This window comes from Amycolatopsis magusensis, assembly GCF_017875555.1.
GTDB lineage: Bacteria > Actinomycetota > Actinomycetes > Mycobacteriales > Pseudonocardiaceae > Amycolatopsis > Amycolatopsis magusensis.
Window position 1 is genome coordinate 4806039 of sequence record NZ_JAGGMS010000001.1, and the last position, 17332, is coordinate 4823370.

11 protein-coding genes and 1 pseudogene are annotated in these 17332 nt (G+C 69.0%); 7 read left to right on the forward strand and 5 right to left on the reverse strand.

The window, feature by feature from the left end; all coding sequences use genetic code 11:
- Positions 1-149: 149 nt before the first annotated feature.
- Positions 150-506 (reverse strand): hypothetical protein, encoded by a 357-nt coding sequence (locus tag JOM49_RS21530; RefSeq protein WP_209666059.1) that lies wholly within the window; start codon positions 504-506, stop codon positions 150-152.
- Positions 507-810: 304 nt separating this feature from the next.
- On the opposite strand from JOM49_RS21530, the gene JOM49_RS21535 reads away from it, so the two are divergent.
- The 3 genes and pseudogenes from JOM49_RS21535 to JOM49_RS21540 all read left to right on the forward strand — a co-directional run bounded on the left by JOM49_RS21535 (position 811) and on the right by JOM49_RS21540 (position 4725).
- On the forward strand, positions 811-2700 hold the full coding sequence (locus tag JOM49_RS21535; protein WP_209666060.1) for a CocE/NonD family hydrolase: 1890 nt from the start codon (positions 811-813) through the stop codon (positions 2698-2700).
- A gap of 108 nt (positions 2701-2808) precedes the next feature.
- Positions 2809-3033 (forward strand): annotated as a pseudogene (locus tag JOM49_RS44370) (AfsR/SARP family transcriptional regulator); the annotation flags it as partial.
- On the forward strand, positions 3034-4725 hold the full coding sequence (locus tag JOM49_RS21540) for an AfsR/SARP family transcriptional regulator (RefSeq protein ID WP_308158826.1): 1692 nt from the start codon (positions 3034-3036) through the stop codon (positions 4723-4725).
- A gap of 29 nt (positions 4726-4754) precedes the next feature.
- Here JOM49_RS21540 and JOM49_RS21545 read toward each other — a convergent pair whose 3' ends face one another.
- Positions 4755-6359, reverse strand: a complete 1605-nt coding sequence (locus JOM49_RS21545; protein WP_209666062.1) for a PLL family lectin — start codon at positions 6357-6359, stop codon at positions 4755-4757.
- A gap of 92 nt (positions 6360-6451) precedes the next feature.
- Between JOM49_RS21545 and JOM49_RS21550 the strand changes: the two genes are divergently transcribed.
- From JOM49_RS21550 to JOM49_RS21565, 4 genes are all read left to right on the forward strand, one after another.
- Complete coding sequence (locus tag JOM49_RS21550) at positions 6452-7987, forward strand: DUF8189 domain-containing protein (protein ID WP_209666063.1); 1536 nt, start codon at positions 6452-6454, stop codon at positions 7985-7987.
- Positions 7988-8152: 165 nt separating this feature from the next.
- Complete coding sequence (locus JOM49_RS21555; protein ID WP_308158827.1) at positions 8153-10129, forward strand: DUF8189 domain-containing protein; 1977 nt, start codon at positions 8153-8155, stop codon at positions 10127-10129.
- 175 nt (positions 10130-10304) lie between these two features.
- On the forward strand, positions 10305-10559 hold the full coding sequence (locus JOM49_RS21560) for a hypothetical protein (RefSeq protein ID WP_209666064.1): 255 nt from the start codon (positions 10305-10307) through the stop codon (positions 10557-10559).
- Positions 10560-11022: 463 nt separating this feature from the next.
- Positions 11023-11871: a glycerophosphodiester phosphodiesterase family protein gene (locus JOM49_RS21565; RefSeq protein ID WP_209666065.1), complete on the forward strand. Its 849-nt coding sequence runs from the start codon at positions 11023-11025 to the stop codon at positions 11869-11871.
- Positions 11872-11961: 90 nt separating this feature from the next.
- Here JOM49_RS21565 and JOM49_RS21570 read toward each other — a convergent pair whose 3' ends face one another.
- From JOM49_RS21570 to JOM49_RS21580, 3 genes are read right to left on the reverse strand one after another with little or no spacing between them, the layout of a single operon-like run.
- The gene (locus JOM49_RS21570) at positions 11962-12312 is read right to left on the reverse strand and encodes a DUF7668 domain-containing protein (protein WP_209666066.1); all 351 of its coding nucleotides are present in this window, start codon (positions 12310-12312) and stop codon (positions 11962-11964) included.
- Between the two features lie 12 nt (positions 12313-12324).
- Complete coding sequence (locus JOM49_RS21575) at positions 12325-12732, reverse strand: DUF7668 domain-containing protein (RefSeq protein WP_209666067.1); 408 nt, start codon at positions 12730-12732, stop codon at positions 12325-12327.
- Positions 12729-17126 (reverse strand): RHS repeat-associated core domain-containing protein, encoded by a 4398-nt coding sequence (locus JOM49_RS21580; RefSeq protein ID WP_209666068.1) that lies wholly within the window; start codon positions 17124-17126, stop codon positions 12729-12731. The genes JOM49_RS21575 and JOM49_RS21580 overlap by 4 nt, the downstream gene beginning before the upstream one ends.
- Positions 17127-17332 lie beyond the last annotated feature (206 nt).

The window sequence follows — 17332 nt, forward strand, 5'->3', positions numbered from 1 at the left end:
CCGGCGCGGACCGGGGGCGGGGGCAACGGCTTCGCGCCGTTGCCCCCTCATCCACCTCAGCCCGCGCCGACGTCGAGCATTCGCGGTACAGCTGACTCAGCCGATGTCACCGCGTGATGTCAACCCCCATGCGGCAAGCGGGGGGCCGGTCAGTACCGGGCGCCGAGGCTGAAGTTGTGCCGGTTGCCGTTGGCGCCGTAGATCCGCAGCTGGTAGCTCCCTCCGGGCTGGTTGTGGCAGACCCAGGACTGGGCCGGCGCGTTCACGGTGGTGCTGGCCGAGCAGTTGAGGCCACCGACGTACCAGCCGACCGCTTCGTTCACGCCCCCGATGGCGTCGGCGTCGATGGCCAGCGTCCCGCCACCGAAGTTGTTGATGGACAAGTAGCATTCGGTCGCGTTGGAGCAGTAGTTCGTCGGGTTGGCGGCGCTCGCGGTCCCCGATCCGAGCATCAGGGTGGCCGCCACCGCACCCACGATCCCCGCGACAGCTCCGGTCTTTCTCATCAAGAGACTCCTTCGGTCGGTTGTTCGCCAATCCGTTTGTATCGAAGGAGAAGCGGCATTGAAACTTTTTTCAGTGGGCGGTGAAGTTACTCCGGGTGGCGCTGCTCAACCGGTGCATCATTTCGGTGGGGCCTGAAGTGGTTCGCCCTTGGTCGCCCCGCGGGAGATCATCGTCGTCGTGACCTGGCACCACCCCCCTCGCGGGGCGACGGTGATGACCAGGTGTCTCTGGATGACACCAACACCTGAGGTGTGACTCGTGCGTTCACCAAGACGTTGTATCAGCGCCCTCGTCGTGGGGCTCATGACCGCGTGCCTGCTGCCGAACACGGCGGTGGCCGCGCCACAAGCGCAGGTCCGGGACGGTGTGAGCCAGCAGGTTTTCTCGTACTCCGACGCCATCCGTGAAACGGTCTACGTCGAGTCTCCCGCCGACAGCGATCGGGATGGCCGCAAGGACCGGGTCGTGGCGGACGTCATCCGGCCGAGGGAGACCGCGAACGGGCTGAAGGTTCCGGTGATCTTCCAGGCCAGTCCGTACTTCGGCAGGAGCCTGGTGCCGAGCACCGCCTCCGCCGACCGCCGGTATGGACCGGCCTCTGCGGACGGCGGCTTCAAGGACGACGACGATGACGGTGTCCCGGCTCGCTTCCCGGAGTACTACGACAACTACTTCGTCCCGCGGGGTTATGCGGTCGTGCAGGTGGACATGCCCGGCACCCGCTACTCCGAAGGCTGCTCCACAGTGGACGGGGAGGAACAGCTGCTCGGCGTGAAGGCGGCGCTGGACTGGCTGGACGGACGGGCCACCGCGACCGCCAAGGCGGGCGCCCCGGTCCGGGCGGACTGGGACACCGGCAAGGTCGGCTGGGTGGGCCGTTCCCATCGCGGCACCCTGGCGAACATGGTCGCCACCATGGACGTCCCGAACCTGAAGACGATCGTGCCGATCGACTCGGCGGCCAGCTGGTACCCGTACATGCGCAACCAGGGGCTGCGGCGGTTCACCGACTACGCGCGCTGGACCGTGGTCCAGCACAGCAACACGCAACGGGCTGGGGTGGACCGGTGCAAGGCGGTGCAGGACGAGCTCGCGATCGCCAGCGACGACGAAGACGCCGTGTACAACGACTTCTGGCAGGAACGTGACTACGTCGCCAAGGCGGGCCGGGTCAAGGCGAGCGTGTTGATGGTGCACGGCCTGAACGACTGGAACGTCACGACCGACCTCGCGCTCGACTGGTGGAAGGCCTTGGGCGACGCCGGTGTGCAGCGCAAGCTGGTGCTGACGCAGCAGGCTCACGTCGATCCGATCGACGCGCACCGCGAGCGGTGGCTGCCCAAGATCCACCAGTGGATGGACCACTGGCTGATGGGCGTGCAGAACGGCGTCATGGACGAGCCGCGGGTCGAACTGGAACGCTCGGCCAACCGTTGGGAGACGGCGGCGCACTGGCCGGCGCCGAACGCCGCGGGCCGCGACTGGTGGTTCGGCGGGCACACCGGCGGTGCCAACAAGCTGGCAGGCGAACAGGTGCCGGGTGCCGGGCTGAGCTTGGTCCACGAGAGCTACGCCCAACTGCAGGAGGACATGGCGGCCGAACCGGGGAAGCAGTCGCTGAGCCGGGAGGTCTACCTCAGTGACCCACTCCCGCAGGCCGTCCGGTTCAGCGGGGTTCCCGAAGTGAGCCTGCGTGCCAAGGCGAGTGTCTCCGGCACACCGCTGTCGGCGATCCTGGTGGACTACGGTACCGATGCCCGTACCGTCACCGATGAGGACACCGAACTGACCGGACTGGTACCGGCGGAGGGAGTGGACTGCCTCGGTCAGGGCACCACGGTCGACACCGGGTGCTACACGCGGCACAGCCAGGACGTGCGGACCAGGTCGTTCGAAATCGTCACCAAGGTGCAGATCGACACCGAGAACCGCGACACCCTCACCTACGACAAGCCCGTCGACCCGGCGCGGTTCTACGACTACCGGCTGGAACTGCTGCCCGAGGACTACGTGTTCAAGGCCGGTCACCGCATCGGGGTGCTCATCGCCGGCACCACCTGCACCGGCACCGAGGTTCCCGGCACCGACTGGTGCGCGCACGAACCGGCACCCGGTCAGGAGCCCTGGGGCCTGACGGAGTTCGAGATCGACAACACCAACAGCAAGGTCACGCTGCCGGTGGTGCCCAGCTGATCGAGTCGGCCGGGCGTCCGCTGTGGACGCCCGGCCGACGCCTGCCTCGAGCAGTGCATTCGGTCGGATTGCTTGGGGGGATGGGTGAAACTTCGCTTGCTGGGTTCCGTGACGGCCGAAGACGGGAACAGGCTTGTCACCCTCAGAGGGCCGAAGCCGACGACGCTGTTCGCGGCACTGCTGCTGGCCGAGGGACGTGTGCTGGCGACGGAGCGACTCATCTCGATACTCTGGGGTGAGCGCGCTCCGGGCACAGCGACCGCACTCGTGCGGTCCTACACCGCGGCACTGCGGAAGGTCTTGCGCAGCGACAGCCGGGGAGCACCCCGCATCGTGACCACGGCACCGGGGTACCTCCTGGACACCGGGCAGGCGTGGGTCGATCTGCACGACTTCCGCGCGACCGTCGCACAAGCCCGGCAGGCGTTCGCCGAGGGCCGTCCGGCGGATGCCGCGCGGCTGGCCGACCAGGCTTTGCTGTTGCGGCAGGGCCCGCTTCTGGGCGGCACGATGGGCGAACACATGGCAGCCGAGGCGACGCGCCTCGAAGAGCTGCTGATCGCGGCCGAAGAACTGCGGGCCGACGCACACCTGGCGGCGGGCACCGGCGCGGGCATCGTTCCGGGGCTCATGGCGCTCGTGGCTGACCACCCGCTGAGGGAGAACCTGCGTGCCCAGCTGATGGCGGCGCTCCACCAAGCCGGGCAAGCAGCCGCGGCGATGGACGTGTACCGGCAGGGGCACACCATCCTTTCCGAACAGTTGGGTGTGTCACCCGGGTCCCGCCTCAGAGCCGGGTACGCGGCGGTCCTGCGAGGTGCCGGGGGCGGGGAGCGACCGGCGCCACCCGGGCGGGACCGCTGGCAGGTCGGCCGCCAACTGCCTGCCGACATCGGCGACTTCGTCGGCCGCGGTGCCGAGCTGGCCGCGGTGGAAGTGGTTCTCGCCCATGACCGTCCAGGCACCGCGCCTTCGGTGTGCGTGGTCAGCGGCTTGGCCGGGATCGGCAAGACGGCTCTGGCCATCCGCGCCGCACACCTCGGCTCGGCGCGGTACCCGGATGGTCAACTGTATGCCGATCTGGGCACAGCGACGTCCGCGGAGGTGGCCGCCCGGATGCTCCGGGCCACCGGCGTGCCGTCCGCCGAAGTGCCCGCGTCGGCCCAGGAACGGGCCGCTCTGTTGCGCTCGCGACTGGCCGGCCGGCGGGTCCTGCTGGTGTTGGACAACGTCCGTACGCCGGAGCAGCTGAGCGCCTTGCTGCCGGGCGGTCCCGGCTGTGCGGTGCTGGCGACGTCCCGGGTTCAGCTCACCAGCGTGCCGGGCGCCCTCCACGTCACCCTCGGTGCTCTGCCGGGCGGCGAGGCGGCCGAAATGCTCATCACCGTTGCCAACCGGACGGTCGGAGAGGCCGATCGCGAGCACGCACGCGAAGTCGCCGAGTTGTGCGGGGGCATGCCACTGGCGATCAGGGCGGCCGCGGCCCGGTTGGTCTCGAGGCCGCATTGGACAGTCGGGGTACTGGCCGGGTGGTTGCGACCGGAGTCCAGCCGGTTCGACCGATTGGCGTCGGCGGAATTGGACGTGCGTCGCAGCATCGCTCGCAGTGTCGACGGCTTGCCTGCCTTGACCCGGTTTGCGTTGCGCACCCTCAGCGGCCTCCGGTTGACCCGGATCCCGGCGTCGGTCGTGGCGACGGCTGTCGGTCTCGAGGATGCCGACGACGTGCTCGAGTCACTGGTCACGAATCACCTGATCGACTTCGTTTCCCGAGGCTCGCCGGGGCAGGCCCAGTACGCCATTCCCGACTTGGTCCGTCTCTACGCATGGGAAGCCGCGGAACGCGAGGACTCTGTGGAAGGGCGCTTCGGCCGGCCGCAAGCCTTTCCGGACGGGGTGCCCTCGCACTCGTCGTTGTGGGGGACCTGGCGCAGATGCGCGTTCGGCTCACCGCACTGCACCGGCAGGGGAGTGCTGTCGGCGAATCCGCCGCACGCGTCCTCCCCGCCGTCAGCCCCGGCCTGACAGCCAGGCCGGGGCCGGGGTTGTGGTTGTTATGGGTTGGGTGGTCCGCCGGTGGGGTTCCAGGTGGTCCAGTGGCCGTTGGGTTGTTGTTGGTGGCGGGTCCAGATCTGGTCGTCGCCGGTGAGGTGGATTTCGAGTCGTCCGTCGTGGTTGGTGGCGAGGTTGAGGTCGCGGCCGCGGCCGTGGAGGTCGGCCCAGCCGGCGAGGCCGTGGTTGGGGCTGGTTTGCCAGTTCTGGTGGGTGGCGGTGCCGTTGGTGGTGGCGATGTCGAGCCGGCCGTCGGTGTTGCGGCTGGCGGTGATCTGGGCGCCGGGTAGTCCGCCGGTGGGGGTCCAGGTGGTCCAGTCGCCTTGGTGGGTTTTCTGGTAGCGGTGCCAGATTTGGTCGTGTCCGGCGAGGAACACTTCGAGTCGTCCGTCGGCGGCGGGGGCGACGGTGATGTCGGTGCCGCCGCCGGCGGCGTGGATCCAGTCCGACCAGCCGCCGTTGACGGCGGTCTGGTAGCGGTGCAGGGTCTGTTCGTGGTTGACGGCGAACACTTCGAGGCGGCCGTCGCCGCTGCGGCCGACGCCGAAGTGGGCCAGGCCGGGTCCGCCGATGCCGGTCCAGCCGCTCCAGTCGCCGTTGTGGGATCGCTGGTAGTGGTGCCAGACCTGCTCGTGCCCGGCCAGGAACACCTCGAGTCGCCCGTCGGCGGCGGGGGCGACGGTGATGTCGGTGCCGCCACCACCGATCTGGATCCAGTCCGACCAGCCACCGTTGACGGCGGTCTGGTAGCGGTGCAGGGTCTGCTCGTCGTTGACCGCGAACAGTTCCAGCCTGCCATCGGCGCTACGCCCGATACCGAGCCGGGCACCGGGCACACCACCCACCTGCGACCACGACGACCAGCCACCGTTCACCGCGGTCTGATACCGGTGCCACACCCCGTCACCACCCCCGGCGAACATCTCCAACCGCCCATCCAGCGACGGCACCGCCACCACCTGACCCGACGACTGAAAACGAGGCAAATCATTGTCGATCAGCCCGGGCAGAAGGCTCTTGGCCTCGGCCAGCAGGCTTCGCGCCTTGCTCTCCGCCTGGTCGTACCGCTCAGGACAGCACGACCTTTGGACCTTGTCGGCGAGCCGCCCCGCCGACAGGCCGGGCCATTTCGGCTCTTCCTGTTGCGCCACCTGGAAGAACTTCGTCGTCGCGTAGCGGACGTCCATGATCTGTTCTGCCGTGCCCCAGCCTTGGCTGGGTCTCTGCTGGAAGACGCCGAGCGAATCGCTGTCACCACAGGGGAGGTTGTTCATGTGGGACTCGACCCACCCCGCTTCGAAAGCGGCGAGCATGACCTTGTCCGACACGCTCCGGCCCTTGCCGATCTCGTACACGATCTTGGTCACGGCGATGTCCCGGTCCGGCGGAACGGCACACAGGATGTCGCGCTCGGCGTTGGCCGGCTCGGCTCGCGCGGGGGTCGTGACCCCGGCGAGCAGGACCACGGATATCGCTGTCACGAGCAGTTTGCGGACGCTCACTATTCTCTCCTTATCAATTCTGGCGGCACGATAACGCAGGCGCCTGCAAAAACAATGCAAAGGTACTTGCTCCACCTTGGCGAGCGAATCAGCGAACGATTGCACGCCGATTGCATCGACAGCTCCTATTCTGCCCCGTGGAAAACCCGGACGGCGCAGACTCGGAGGCTTGTTTGAGAACCGGATTCGGTAGATTCGTGATCAGCATTCTGGCGATACTGGCACTGTTGACCGGTTCGGTCGCGGGGGCATCGCCGGCGCGAGCCGCTGACCTGCGGCAGAACATCACCTCACTGGCCAACGCCGAAATAGGGTCGTCCGAGGCCAATGGGCGATGCCTCAAATTCGGGCCGTGCACGCAGTACGAGTGGTGTGCGATCTTCACGCAGTGGGTCTGGCGGCAGGCCGGCGTCAAGTACGTCCCCACCTCGTGGGTCGCGACCGATTGGGCGAAATGGGGAGACCAGCGGGGACTGTACAAGCGTCGCCCTGCCGGGACCAAAGGCGGGAACCCGCGCCCTGGTGACGTGGCGGTCTACGGCGAACCCGGCTACTTCGACGGTCACATCTCGGTCGTCGTCGAGGTGGGTGCGGACGGGAACATCGTGACCGTCGACGGGAACTGGGGCGAGACTGTGGCCCGCCGGGTGATCAATCCGCTGACCGCGCGTGGCGGCGGCGGGAATGTGCTGATCTCCGGTTACGTCTCACCACCGGAGGCCGACCTCCCCAGCTACATCGACAATGATTTGCCTCGTTTTCAGTCGTCGGGTCAGGTGGTGGCGGTGCCGTCGCTGGATGGGCGGTTGGAGATGTTCGCCGGGGGTGGTGACGGGGTGTGGCACCGGTATCAGACCGCGGTGAACGGTGGCTGGTCGTCGTGGTCGCAGGTGGGTGGTGTGCCCGGTGCCCGGCTCGGTATCGGGCGTAGCGCCGATGGCAGGCTGGAACTGTTCGCGGTCAACGACGAGCAGACCCTGCACCGCTACCAGACCGCCGTCAACGGTGGCTGGTCGGACTGGATCCAGATCGGTGGTGGCGGCACCGACATCACCGTCGCCCCCGCCGCCGACGGGCGACTCGAGGTGTTCCTGGCCGGGCACGAGCAGGTCTGGCACCACTACCAGCGATCCCACAACGGCGACTGGAGCGGCTGGACCGGCATCGGCGGACCCGGCCTGGCCCACTTCGGCGTCGGCCGCAGCGGCGACGGCCGCCTCGAAGTGTTCGCCGTCAACCACGAACAGACCCTGCACCGCTACCAGACCGCCGTCAACGGCGGCTGGTCGGACTGGATCCACGCCGCCGGCGGCGGCACCGACATCACCGTCGCCCCCGCCGCCGACGGACGACTCGAAGTGTTCCTCGCCGGACACGACCAAATCTGGCACCGCTACCAGAAAACCCACCAAGGCGACTGGACCACCTGGACCCCCACCGGCGGACTACCCGGCGCCCAGATCACCGCCAGCCGCAACACCGACGGCCGGCTCGACATCGCCACCACCAACGGCACCGCCACCCACCAGAACTGGCAAACCAGCCCCAACCACGGCCTCGCCGGCTGGGCCGACCTCCACGGCCGCGGCCGCGACCTCAACCTCGCCACCAACCACGACGGACGACTCGAAATCCACCTCACCGGCGACGACCAGATCTGGACCCGCCACCAACAACAACCCAACGGCCACTGGACCACCTGGAACCCCACCGGCGGACCACCCAACCCATAACAACCGCCAGCCGGAGGACGGCACGATGGAAAGGAGAGATCGGTGATCCGAGCCCCGCGGACAGGTGGGTGGCGACTGGCGACTGCTGTGCTGCTCTGCGCAGCATTTTCCACCCCCACTGGAACCGCCGAGACCACTGAGACCGCCGAGTCGGCACCGGAGGCGGTGTCGGTGAACGTCGTCGCGCACCAGGACGACGACATCCTGTTCCTGAATCCGGACCTGCAGAACTCGATCCGGTCCGGCAGGCAGGTCAAGACGGTGTTCATCACCGCGGGGGAGGCCGGATACGCTCCCGAGGCGGGCAAGAACGAGACACCGGACGCACGAGCTTGCCGGGAACGCGCGCAACTCGACCGTGAACGCTATGCCCGTTGCCGTCAGTTGGGTGCGCGTGCCGCCTACGCCAGGATGGCGTCGGTGGCCGATGAATGGACCCAGCAGGAGGTCCCGCTGGCCGGCTCGTGGGTGGAGATCCACACCCTCGTGGCGAGACCGGCCATCCAGCTGGTTTTCCTCAACCTGCCGGACTGGGCGGACACCCAGACGGATGTCAGCGGGGGCGACGAACGGCTCAAGGGCGCCAGTCTCCACCACCTCTGGGCGAACGAGCGCACGACGAGAACGATCGTCCCGGTGGGCAGCGCGATCAGCCCGGCCCACCGGGGGACGTATCAGGACGGCCGCCAGGTCGTGAGCGTGCTCGCGGCGATGTACCAGCGGTTCCGGGCCACGGTCATCCGCATCCAGGATCCGGAACCTGATTCGCGGTACCGGTTCAACCCGAGTTGGGGGCACGACCACAGCGATCACATCGCCGGCGCCCGGTTGGCCGAGGAAGCCGCGAGGGTCTACGCCGGACCCGATGGTCGGCCGATCGCGCGGGTCGTCCCGTACCGCAACTACAACATCAACGATGCGCAGGCGAACTTGGATGCCGGGCACCGCGGCGAGAAGGCCACGGTGTTCGCCGAGTACGTGCGGTTCGACGCCGAAATCGGTACTCCGCCGACGGGGGACTACGCAGGCTGGCCGGAGCGCGTGTACTACCGCTGGTCCACCGGGACCACGTGGACCGGCCGCAACCAGGACGGGACGCTGCAAGCGTTCGCCGTCCAGGGCAACAAGCTGGTCACCTGGCGACAGCGGGCGACCGGAGAGTTCGCACCCCCGGTAGTTCTGACGCCGCCCGGGCCGTTGGCGCCCGGGCTTTCCGTGACGGCCAACGCGGACGGTCGTTTGGAGGTGCTGGCTCGGAGGCTGGACACGCACGAAATCATCACCACGTGGCAGGCGACGCCGAACGGCGACATCGGCAGGGTCTGGGCCTCTCTGGGAAACCCGAACACGGCCGCCGGTGCTCCGGCGCAAGTGGGCTCCCCGGTGGCGGCCCGCCTGGCCGACGGGACGATCCGGGTCTTCGTCAAGAACGGCGGTGGCGGGCTCAGCACCAAAGCGCAAACCGCGCCGAACGCCGGCTACGGGCCGTGGACGGATTTCGGTGGCGGGCCCGGCGTGCAGGACGGCCTCACGGTCGGTGTCACCCCGGACGGTGGCACAGTCGTCTTCGCCTACGCGGTGGAGGCCGGCATCGGGCAGATCAAGCACTGGGCGGCCACCCCTGGTACGCAGGCGTTCACCTCGCGGCCCAACCTCACCGGCTCTGAGCCGGCAGGCCCGCCACGCGCCGCTGTGAGCAGGAACGGCAGCTTGACCGTCTGCCACCGGCTCGCACGCAACGCACAGGGCGACAATGCCGGCCTGGTCGGCTGCCACCGGCAGTTACCGGGCGGGTCCTGGAGCACGACGTCCCAGAACGTGGGTGGTCACGGTGGTGTCGACGGCCTCGCCGCGGTCGACGCGGTACAGGGAACCGCAGCGGACAGCCGGATCCTGTTGTTCGCCACGAACCGTGGCGGTGGCCTCAGCACGACGAGGCAGGTCGCGCCCGACGGCCTGTTCGGCGGGCAATGGTCGGACCTCGGCGGAGTCCTGGTGGGACAGCCGTCCGCCGCGAAGGCCGCTGACGGCACGGTGTTCGTTTTCGCGCTGACAGATTCCGGTGGATTGCTCGTGCGGAACCAAATCCGTCCCGGCGGGGACCAGGACCTTCTGGAGGAGCGGGTCCTCGACGCACCATAAGCGATCGCAGAACCAGAGCTTCGCCACGACGAGTGGAACCCGCAGAAAGGATTTCCCATGTCTTCGATCACCACTGGCAATCGGCAGGCCCACTGGCTGGCCGCCACCGTCACGACGGTGGCGATGTGCGCGGTCCGTCCCGTGCTTGAACCCGGCGGGTGAGGTGTGGGATCGGGTGCGGGCCGAAACCAAGATCGGGTCGGTGCTTCTCGTGATGTTGGCAATACCGCAAATCGGCGGCAGTTCGTCGGACCCGACCCAGCTGATCACCACGAGTGTGGTGCTACCACTGGCCAACTCGGTCCGCGTCTTCTCCATTTCGACACATCGCTTCGCGACCTCTTCGGTGGCCACGCTTTCCGTGGTGATGCCACCGTTCGCGGAGTGGTCGGCGGACCTGGTGATCGAGTTGCGGCGGTGTCAGGCTTAGGCGTTGACCCAGCTGCCAGGGGGACGTCGATTCCCATCCCCGTGAACCGGTGCCCCTGAGCCGTGAGTAACAGTGACACGAGTTCGACACAAAAGTCACCGAACCGCTGGTGCGTTGCCACCTGGGCACCTTTGACCCGCCCTAGTTTCGGCTGGAGAACATGTCGTCGTCAGGAATGACTACAGCGGAACATGGAGATCGCCTGCGCGACGTCGTGGCCCAGCGCCCCCAGCGCGAGTGCCAGCGTCTCCGCCAGCTGGTCGGCATTGAGGTGGTGCACCCACGGTTTGCGGCCTTTGGCGGTGTCCCGACGGCGCCGAGTCGAAGATCGACGAAGGCGTGCTGAACGCCGCGGGCAGGTCATGGCGGCTGCCCGTCACCGGCTGTTCACCGCTGCTTGTATCGCGGTCGAAGCCGGGGTGGTGATTGACTGACCGCACAGTTCGGCCGTCCTGGAGGTTTCATGTCCCGGCTTTCCCGTGTCCTCGCCGTGTCGCTGCTCGCCTCGCTCACCACCGTGCTCGCGGTTCCGGTCGCCACCGCCGCGGCGGGGGCGCCCGCGGTGATCGCGCACCGCGGGTCGTCGGGGGTCGTGCCCGAGAACACGCTGGCCGCGGTCCGGCAGGCAGTCCGGCACCGGGCGGACGTCGTCGAGAACGACATCCAGCGCACCAAGGACGGCGAGCTGGTGATCGTGCACGACACCACGCTGGCCCGGACCACCGACGTCGAAGCGGTGTTCCCGGAACGCGCCCCGTGGAACGTCGGGGACTTCACGCTGGCCGAGATCAAACGGCTCGATGCCGGGTCGTGGTTCGCCCCGGAGTTCGCGGGCGAGCGGGTGCCCACTCTGCGCGAGTGGGGTGAGGCCGTCGGTGCGCGGGCGAAGATGCTGTTGGAGCCGAAGGCGCCCGAGCTCTACCCCGGCATCGAGAAGGACCTGGACCGTGAACTCCGCACGGTCCCGGTTTTCCGCGCCGCGCTGCGCGGTGAGCGGATCGTCGTCCAGTCCTTCAACCACCCGTGGCTGCGCGGCTACCACGAACTGGCTCCGGAGGTGCCGGTCGGGCTGCTCTTCGGGACGAAGCCCACCGCCACCGACATCGAGCAGGCCGCGGCCTGGGCCGACCAGGTCAACCCGGCGTTCAAGGTGATCGACGAGGCGACTGTCGACCTGGTGCACGGTCAGGGCATGGAGATCCACGTGTGGACCGTGAACGACGGCCAGGGCATGCGCACCGCGCGCAACTGGGGTGTCGACGGCATCATCACGAACTACCCCCAAGTCCTGCGGGACCTGCTCCGCGACTGACGGACGAGCGACGAGGTCGCCGGGTTCGCAGTGGTCCCGGACCGGAGGGAACGGGCGAGGCCGCCAGGGCCGGCTACCGCTGGGCACGTCCTAAGCGGGGCCGAGGGCGGCGATCTCCACGCCGAAGACGCGTTCGAGCACCTCGGTGAGGATCAGGGTGATGGTGAACTCGCTCTGCCCCTCATCCTCGGTCCACAGGCGGAATTCCACCTCGATGTGGCGCATTCCGTCCACCACTCGTTCGGTGGCCGGGACGTCGGGGTCGTGCAGCGCCTCCGCGGGGGGCCACACCAGTTCGTGCCCGTATTCCCGTACCGCCGCGGCGATCTCGTCCGCGCTGAACCGGCGGCCCTGGGTCAGGTTCTGCAATGCGGTGTAGTCGCCATCGGCGAGCAGGGTAACGGTTCCCTGTACGGCGTTCACGGCTTCGGGCGGGATCATTGGTCTTCTTTCTCAGGGGATGAAGATGTTGTTGACCAGCAGGGTGTAGCGACCCGACTCGTCCTGGAAAACGTCGAGCTGGAGGACCAGATCGGTGGGCCCGTTCGCCGTCCGGAGAAAGGTGTCCACCCGGAACCAGGGCCGTTCCTTCGCCGCGTCGTAGAAATCCGTCGACGACATTTGCCCGGCTTTCGACGGCAGCACGAATTCCGCGTCGTAGTCGTCGAGGGCGGCCCGCATCTGCGCGGCGGACAGCCGCAGCCCGCCCGTCCAGCGCTCCAGCCCAGCGAAATCACCGGAGACCAGCATGGACACGGCCTGGTACACCAGGTCCTCGACCTCCCGCGGCGCGGTGTCCTCCATCCGCCGTCCCTCCATCGTCGCCGTGCCTTCGGCGAGGGTATCGCCCGGCGCGCTCACCGCCGGGTACCCGGTATTCGCGTGGGTGTGTCCAGGGTGACGCCGAGTTGCCCCATGAAGTAGAGGTCCGCCCGCGCGATCTCGGCGGCGGCCTCGGCCGGGGACTTGCCCGCCGCGAGCAGCGCGCGGTAGGCGACGTCGCGCTCGGCGCCATAGGTGCCACGGCCTTCCTTGGGCACCTGAACGGCGGTCGCCCGGCCGTGCTCCGTGGAATTCGGGCCTTCCCGGCGGCCGGACGGGCTTTCCAGCGCGATCGACGGGGCGTCGTTCCGGTTGTACCCGGGCAGGTCGCGGACCGCGGCGTCCTGGATGACGTGGTGCCCGTCCTGCGGGATACCGGCCAGGTCGCGCTGGTGGTCCCGGTAGGTCGGCGCCCACGGGCAGGTCTGGCCACGGCTCGGGGTGAGCGCGAGCGCGTCGGTCCATTGCAGCGGGTTGGGCACGTAACCGTGCGGATTGGGCCCGCCCAGCAGGCCCAGCGGATCGGGTGAGGTGTATCTGCCCTGTTCGGGGTCGTAGTAACGCAGGACGTTGTAGTGCAGCCCGGTCTCGGCGTCCTCGTACTGCCCGGGGAACCGGAGCGGGGTGTGGGCGGTGGACGTGACGCCGGCCAGCGCGCGGCCCCAGATGGTGCTCTGCCGGCGCCAGGCGATCTCGCCGTTGGCGTCCAGCAGCTCGGTCGGGGCGCCGACCAGGTCGGTGACGATGCTGTAGAAGCGTTCGTCGACCCACTCCTGGGAACCGGCGCCGAGGGTCGAGCGCTCGGACTGGGTGATCGGGATGTCCGTGCCGGGCTGGTAGTCCCAGTGGGTCACCCGTACGGCGGGCTCGCCCGCGCGTGAGGTCGCCTGCTCGGCGAGGCTGGTGCCGTCCCAGGTGAAATCGGTGCGCTCCAGCACCTCCTGGCGGTCCTCGGACAGTTTCTCCTTGGCGATCCGCCTGCCCAGCGGGTCGTAGCGGTAGCGCCACATGGTGCCGTCCGGGGTCACCGCGGCGGTGAGCCGGTCCTCGGCGTTCCAGGTGTAGTGCCAGGTGGCGGGCTTGCCGGAGAGCTTCTTCCGCTGCCGCAGCAGGACCCGGCCCTGCCGGTCGTAGCGGCAGAGGATCCGCGGCGACTCGGCCGGGACCTCGGCCTCGGCGAGGGCACCGGACGCGTCGTAGGCGTAGCGCTCGCTCCAGCCGGGACCGCGTACGGCGGTGACCCGCCCGCCGGGGTCCAGGTCGAACTCCCTGGCACCGGCGAGCTGGTCGACGACCGACCGCAAAGCGCCGTCCCCGCGGTAGGAGTACGAGCGCCGCTGCACCAGTCCCGGCCGCCCGCCGCTGGTGGTGACGGCCTGGGTGCGCAGCCGGTGCCCGGAGTCCCAGGTCTGCGTCATGGTCAGCCCGCCGGACCGGCGATCGGTCTCCCGCCCGGCCTGGTCGTAGCCGAAGTGCAGGGTGTGGCCCGCCGTGTGCAGCGCGCGCGGCGGGCCGGTCATCGCGTAGTCCCAGGTCGAGACCGCGCCCGACGGGGTTTGCCGGGAGGTTCGCCGTCCGGCGGCATCGAAGGTGGACCGCAGGGTGCGGCCGTTGACCGTCTCGCGCAGGACCCGGCCCACCGCGTCGTACTCGACGCTGAGTTCGGCATCGGCGTTGCGTGCCCAGGTCAGCCGTCCCTGCGCGTCGTAGCGAAGGCTGGTGCGCTCACCATCGGCGTCGCGTTCGACCACCCGGCCCAGCGGATCACGGGTGAACCGGATCGTCTGCCCTTCGGCGTTGACGCGTTCGACGAGCCGGCCCGCGGCGTCGTAGCGGTAGTGGATCTCGGCACCGTTGAAGTCCTTCTCGCGGACCAGGTTGCCGTCGCCGTCGTAGGTGTAGCGCCACACCAGGCCACGGCCGTCGGTGACGGCCACGAGGCGCATTTCCGAGTCGTACTCGTAACGCAGGCTCGACCCATCCGGCCGGAGTTCGGTGGCCACGCGGTCGAAATGGGTCATCGTGGCGCGGCTGGTGGCGCCGAGCGCGTCGGTGTGCCCGACCTCGTTGCCTTCGCCGTCGTAGTCCCACCGCTCGGTGGTGCCGTCGGGTTCGGTGCGCCACCACGGCCGCCCCTCCACCGTCCACCCGAACCGGGTGATCCCGCCCATCGGGTCGGTCACCGCCACCACGCGGCCGAGCAGGTCTCGCTCGTACCGGGTGGTCGCGCCGTCGTGCTCGGTGGTCGCGATCGCGAGCCCGGCGGCGTTGGTGACGATGCGGCGCACGGCACCGGCGGCATCGGTGATCGTGCTCAGATCGCCGCGCTCGTCGCGGGTGTAGCCCTCGCGGGCGCCGGTGGGATCGATCGCTTCGACGAGGTTGCCGCGGGTGTCGAACCGCTGCTCCCACACGGCTCCTTCGGCGTCGACCAACCGGATGGCGTTGCCGTGCTCGTCGTACGTGGCGCTCTGGCGGGCACCGTCGGGACGTTCGACCGCGACGACGTCGCCGCGCGCGTCGTACTCCCAGCGCATGGTGTTGCCCAGCGCGTCGGTGCGGGAGAGCAGTTGGTGGTAGCGGTTCCAGTCGGACAGCACGACGCCGCCCAGCGGCGAAACCTCGCGCACGACCTGTTCGCGTTCGTTGCGGTGGTATTCCCAGCGCCGGCCCAGAGAATCGGTGTAGACGGTGATCCGGCCGCCGTCGTCGTAGGCCCAGTTGCCCGCGATCGCGCCACCGGAACCACTGGCCGACACGACGCGGCCCCGCTCGTCGTAGGTGTAGCCGTACCACTGGCCGTTGCGGTCTTCCCAGCGCACGATCCGGCCGTCGGCGTCGTAGTCGAAGCGCATCGGCAGGCCCGAGGAATTGATGACCTCGGTCAGCTGCCGCCGCTCGTCGTACCGGTACCGGACCAGTGTCACGTCCGCCGCGCGCAGTTCGGTGACCAGACCGGCTTCGGTGCCGACGTGGACGCGGTACCCGCCGGAGTGCCGGATGAGCTGGGGGAGACCCGCGTCGTCGTAGTCGATGTCGATCCGATGCCCGTTGCGGTCACTGATCGAGGCAAGGCGTGCGACCGGTTCGGCCGGGGTGAACGTGGTGAAGGTGCCGGGTGCGGTCTCGATCCGCCAGCCCTCCGGCGACCAGGTGAGCGGCCAGCGCGGGCCCACCGCCGGGAACACCGCGCTGCCGTCGTGCGCGGGCAGCGGGTAGATCAGCCGTTCACCGGCGGGCCCGGCGAAGTAGGCGCCGTCGTCCTCGAACTCGATCCGCTGGTCCAAAGTGGACGCCCAGGAGGCGCCGAACAGCCTGCCCGCCCGGTATTCCGAGTAGTGCATCCGCTCGACGGTCAGCGGGAGCGCACCGGGCAGCGAAACGTCGACCTCACCCAGATACATCTGCCCGGTGGCGACGTCGACGGGCTCGCCGGAACCCGGTACGCACTGCCGCTCCCTGGACGCGGTGTGGGGATCGGAGCTGTTGCCCTTGACCGAGGGATCGTTGCTGCCCGGCTTGCCACCGTCCGGCGTGCCGGTGCCGCCGCCGTCGGGGGTGGTGTCGGTGCCGGATGGGGTGGTGTCGGGGGAGTTGGGGGTGGTGTCGGGGCTCTTGGGTGCGTTGGGTTTGGCGGACGAGGGGGTGGTGCTGCCGCCCGGTTTGCCGCCCTTGCGCAGCATTTTGGACAGTTTCTCGATGATCTCGCCGAGCTTGTCGATGATCTTGCGGATCTTCGGGGAGACGTTGCCGATGGTCTTGATCAGCTTGCGGACGAAGTCGCTGATCTTGGTGATCGTCCTGGTGATCGCGGTGGTGGCCTGCACGGCGATCGCGGGGGTGGCGAACCCGAGCGTGGCGGCGGCTTCCAGGGCCCAGGTGATGAGTTTGCCGACGAGTTCGGCGACCAGGTCGCGCACGAGTTCGCGCACCGCGGCGACGACGGTGCCCATGATCATCACCCCGGCCGAGATGCCGTCGGCCAGTGAGGCGGCGCCCGCCAGTGCGTCGGCTTGTTCGGCGGCGGCGCCGCGGTAGGCCTCGGCGCCTTCGCCCTGCCAGCCCGCGGTGCCGTTGGTGACTTCGTTGGTCAGGTCGCCGGCGATGGCGTTGACCTCGGCGGCGACGTTGGCCCAGGTGTCGGAGAACGACTGGATCACCGGGGGATCCCCGGCGAGCCAGTCGAGGGCTTCTTTCAACGGCTGGACGTGTTCGATCAGCCAGGACACACCGTAGGAGGCGAGCGTGCCGATCGGGTCGACCACCATCGACAGCACCTCGAGCCCGACGCCGACCGCGCCGAGCCCGGCCTCGACCCAGGAGCCGTCGGAAACCCCGTTGGCCAGGTCGACCGCGGACTCCGCGATCCCGATCCCGGTCACCCCGGTCGTCTGGGACTGCGCCTGAGCCACCAGTGGATTCGTCTCGGACATCGGGCCCCCTTGCCTCGACGGTCCGACGCCAGCGAAGAGCCCCTCGTTGCCGCGTTCACTCAGATGTCCCAACCACCAGCCGTGGCTTCCGCTTGCCGGGAGGAGAGCGCCCACGTGTCCAGGGCGCCGAGTTCGGCGCTGAGCAGGTGCAGGCCTCGTCGGTCAGCCACACGGTCGTTTCAGGCCAGGATGGCAGCACCGCCGCT

What these genes read in the sequence shown, in the direction of transcription:
- JOM49_RS21530 (WP_209666059.1), bottom strand. Translation starts at nt 506, where the DNA reads ATGAGAAAGACCGGAGCTGTCGCGGGGATCGTGGGTGCGGTGGCGGCC.
- JOM49_RS21580 (WP_209666068.1), bottom strand. Translation starts at nt 17,126, where the DNA reads ATGTCCGAGACGAATCCACTGGTGGCTCAGGCGCAGTCCCAGACGACC.
- JOM49_RS21570 (WP_209666066.1), bottom strand. Translation starts at nt 12,312, where the DNA reads ATGATCCCGCCCGAAGCCGTGAACGCCGTACAGGGAACCGTTACCCTG.
- JOM49_RS21535 (WP_209666060.1), top strand. Translation starts at nt 811, where the DNA reads ATGACCGCGTGCCTGCTGCCGAACACGGCGGTGGCCGCGCCACAAGCG.
- JOM49_RS21565 (WP_209666065.1), top strand. Translation starts at nt 11,023, where the DNA reads ATGTCCCGGCTTTCCCGTGTCCTCGCCGTGTCGCTGCTCGCCTCGCTC.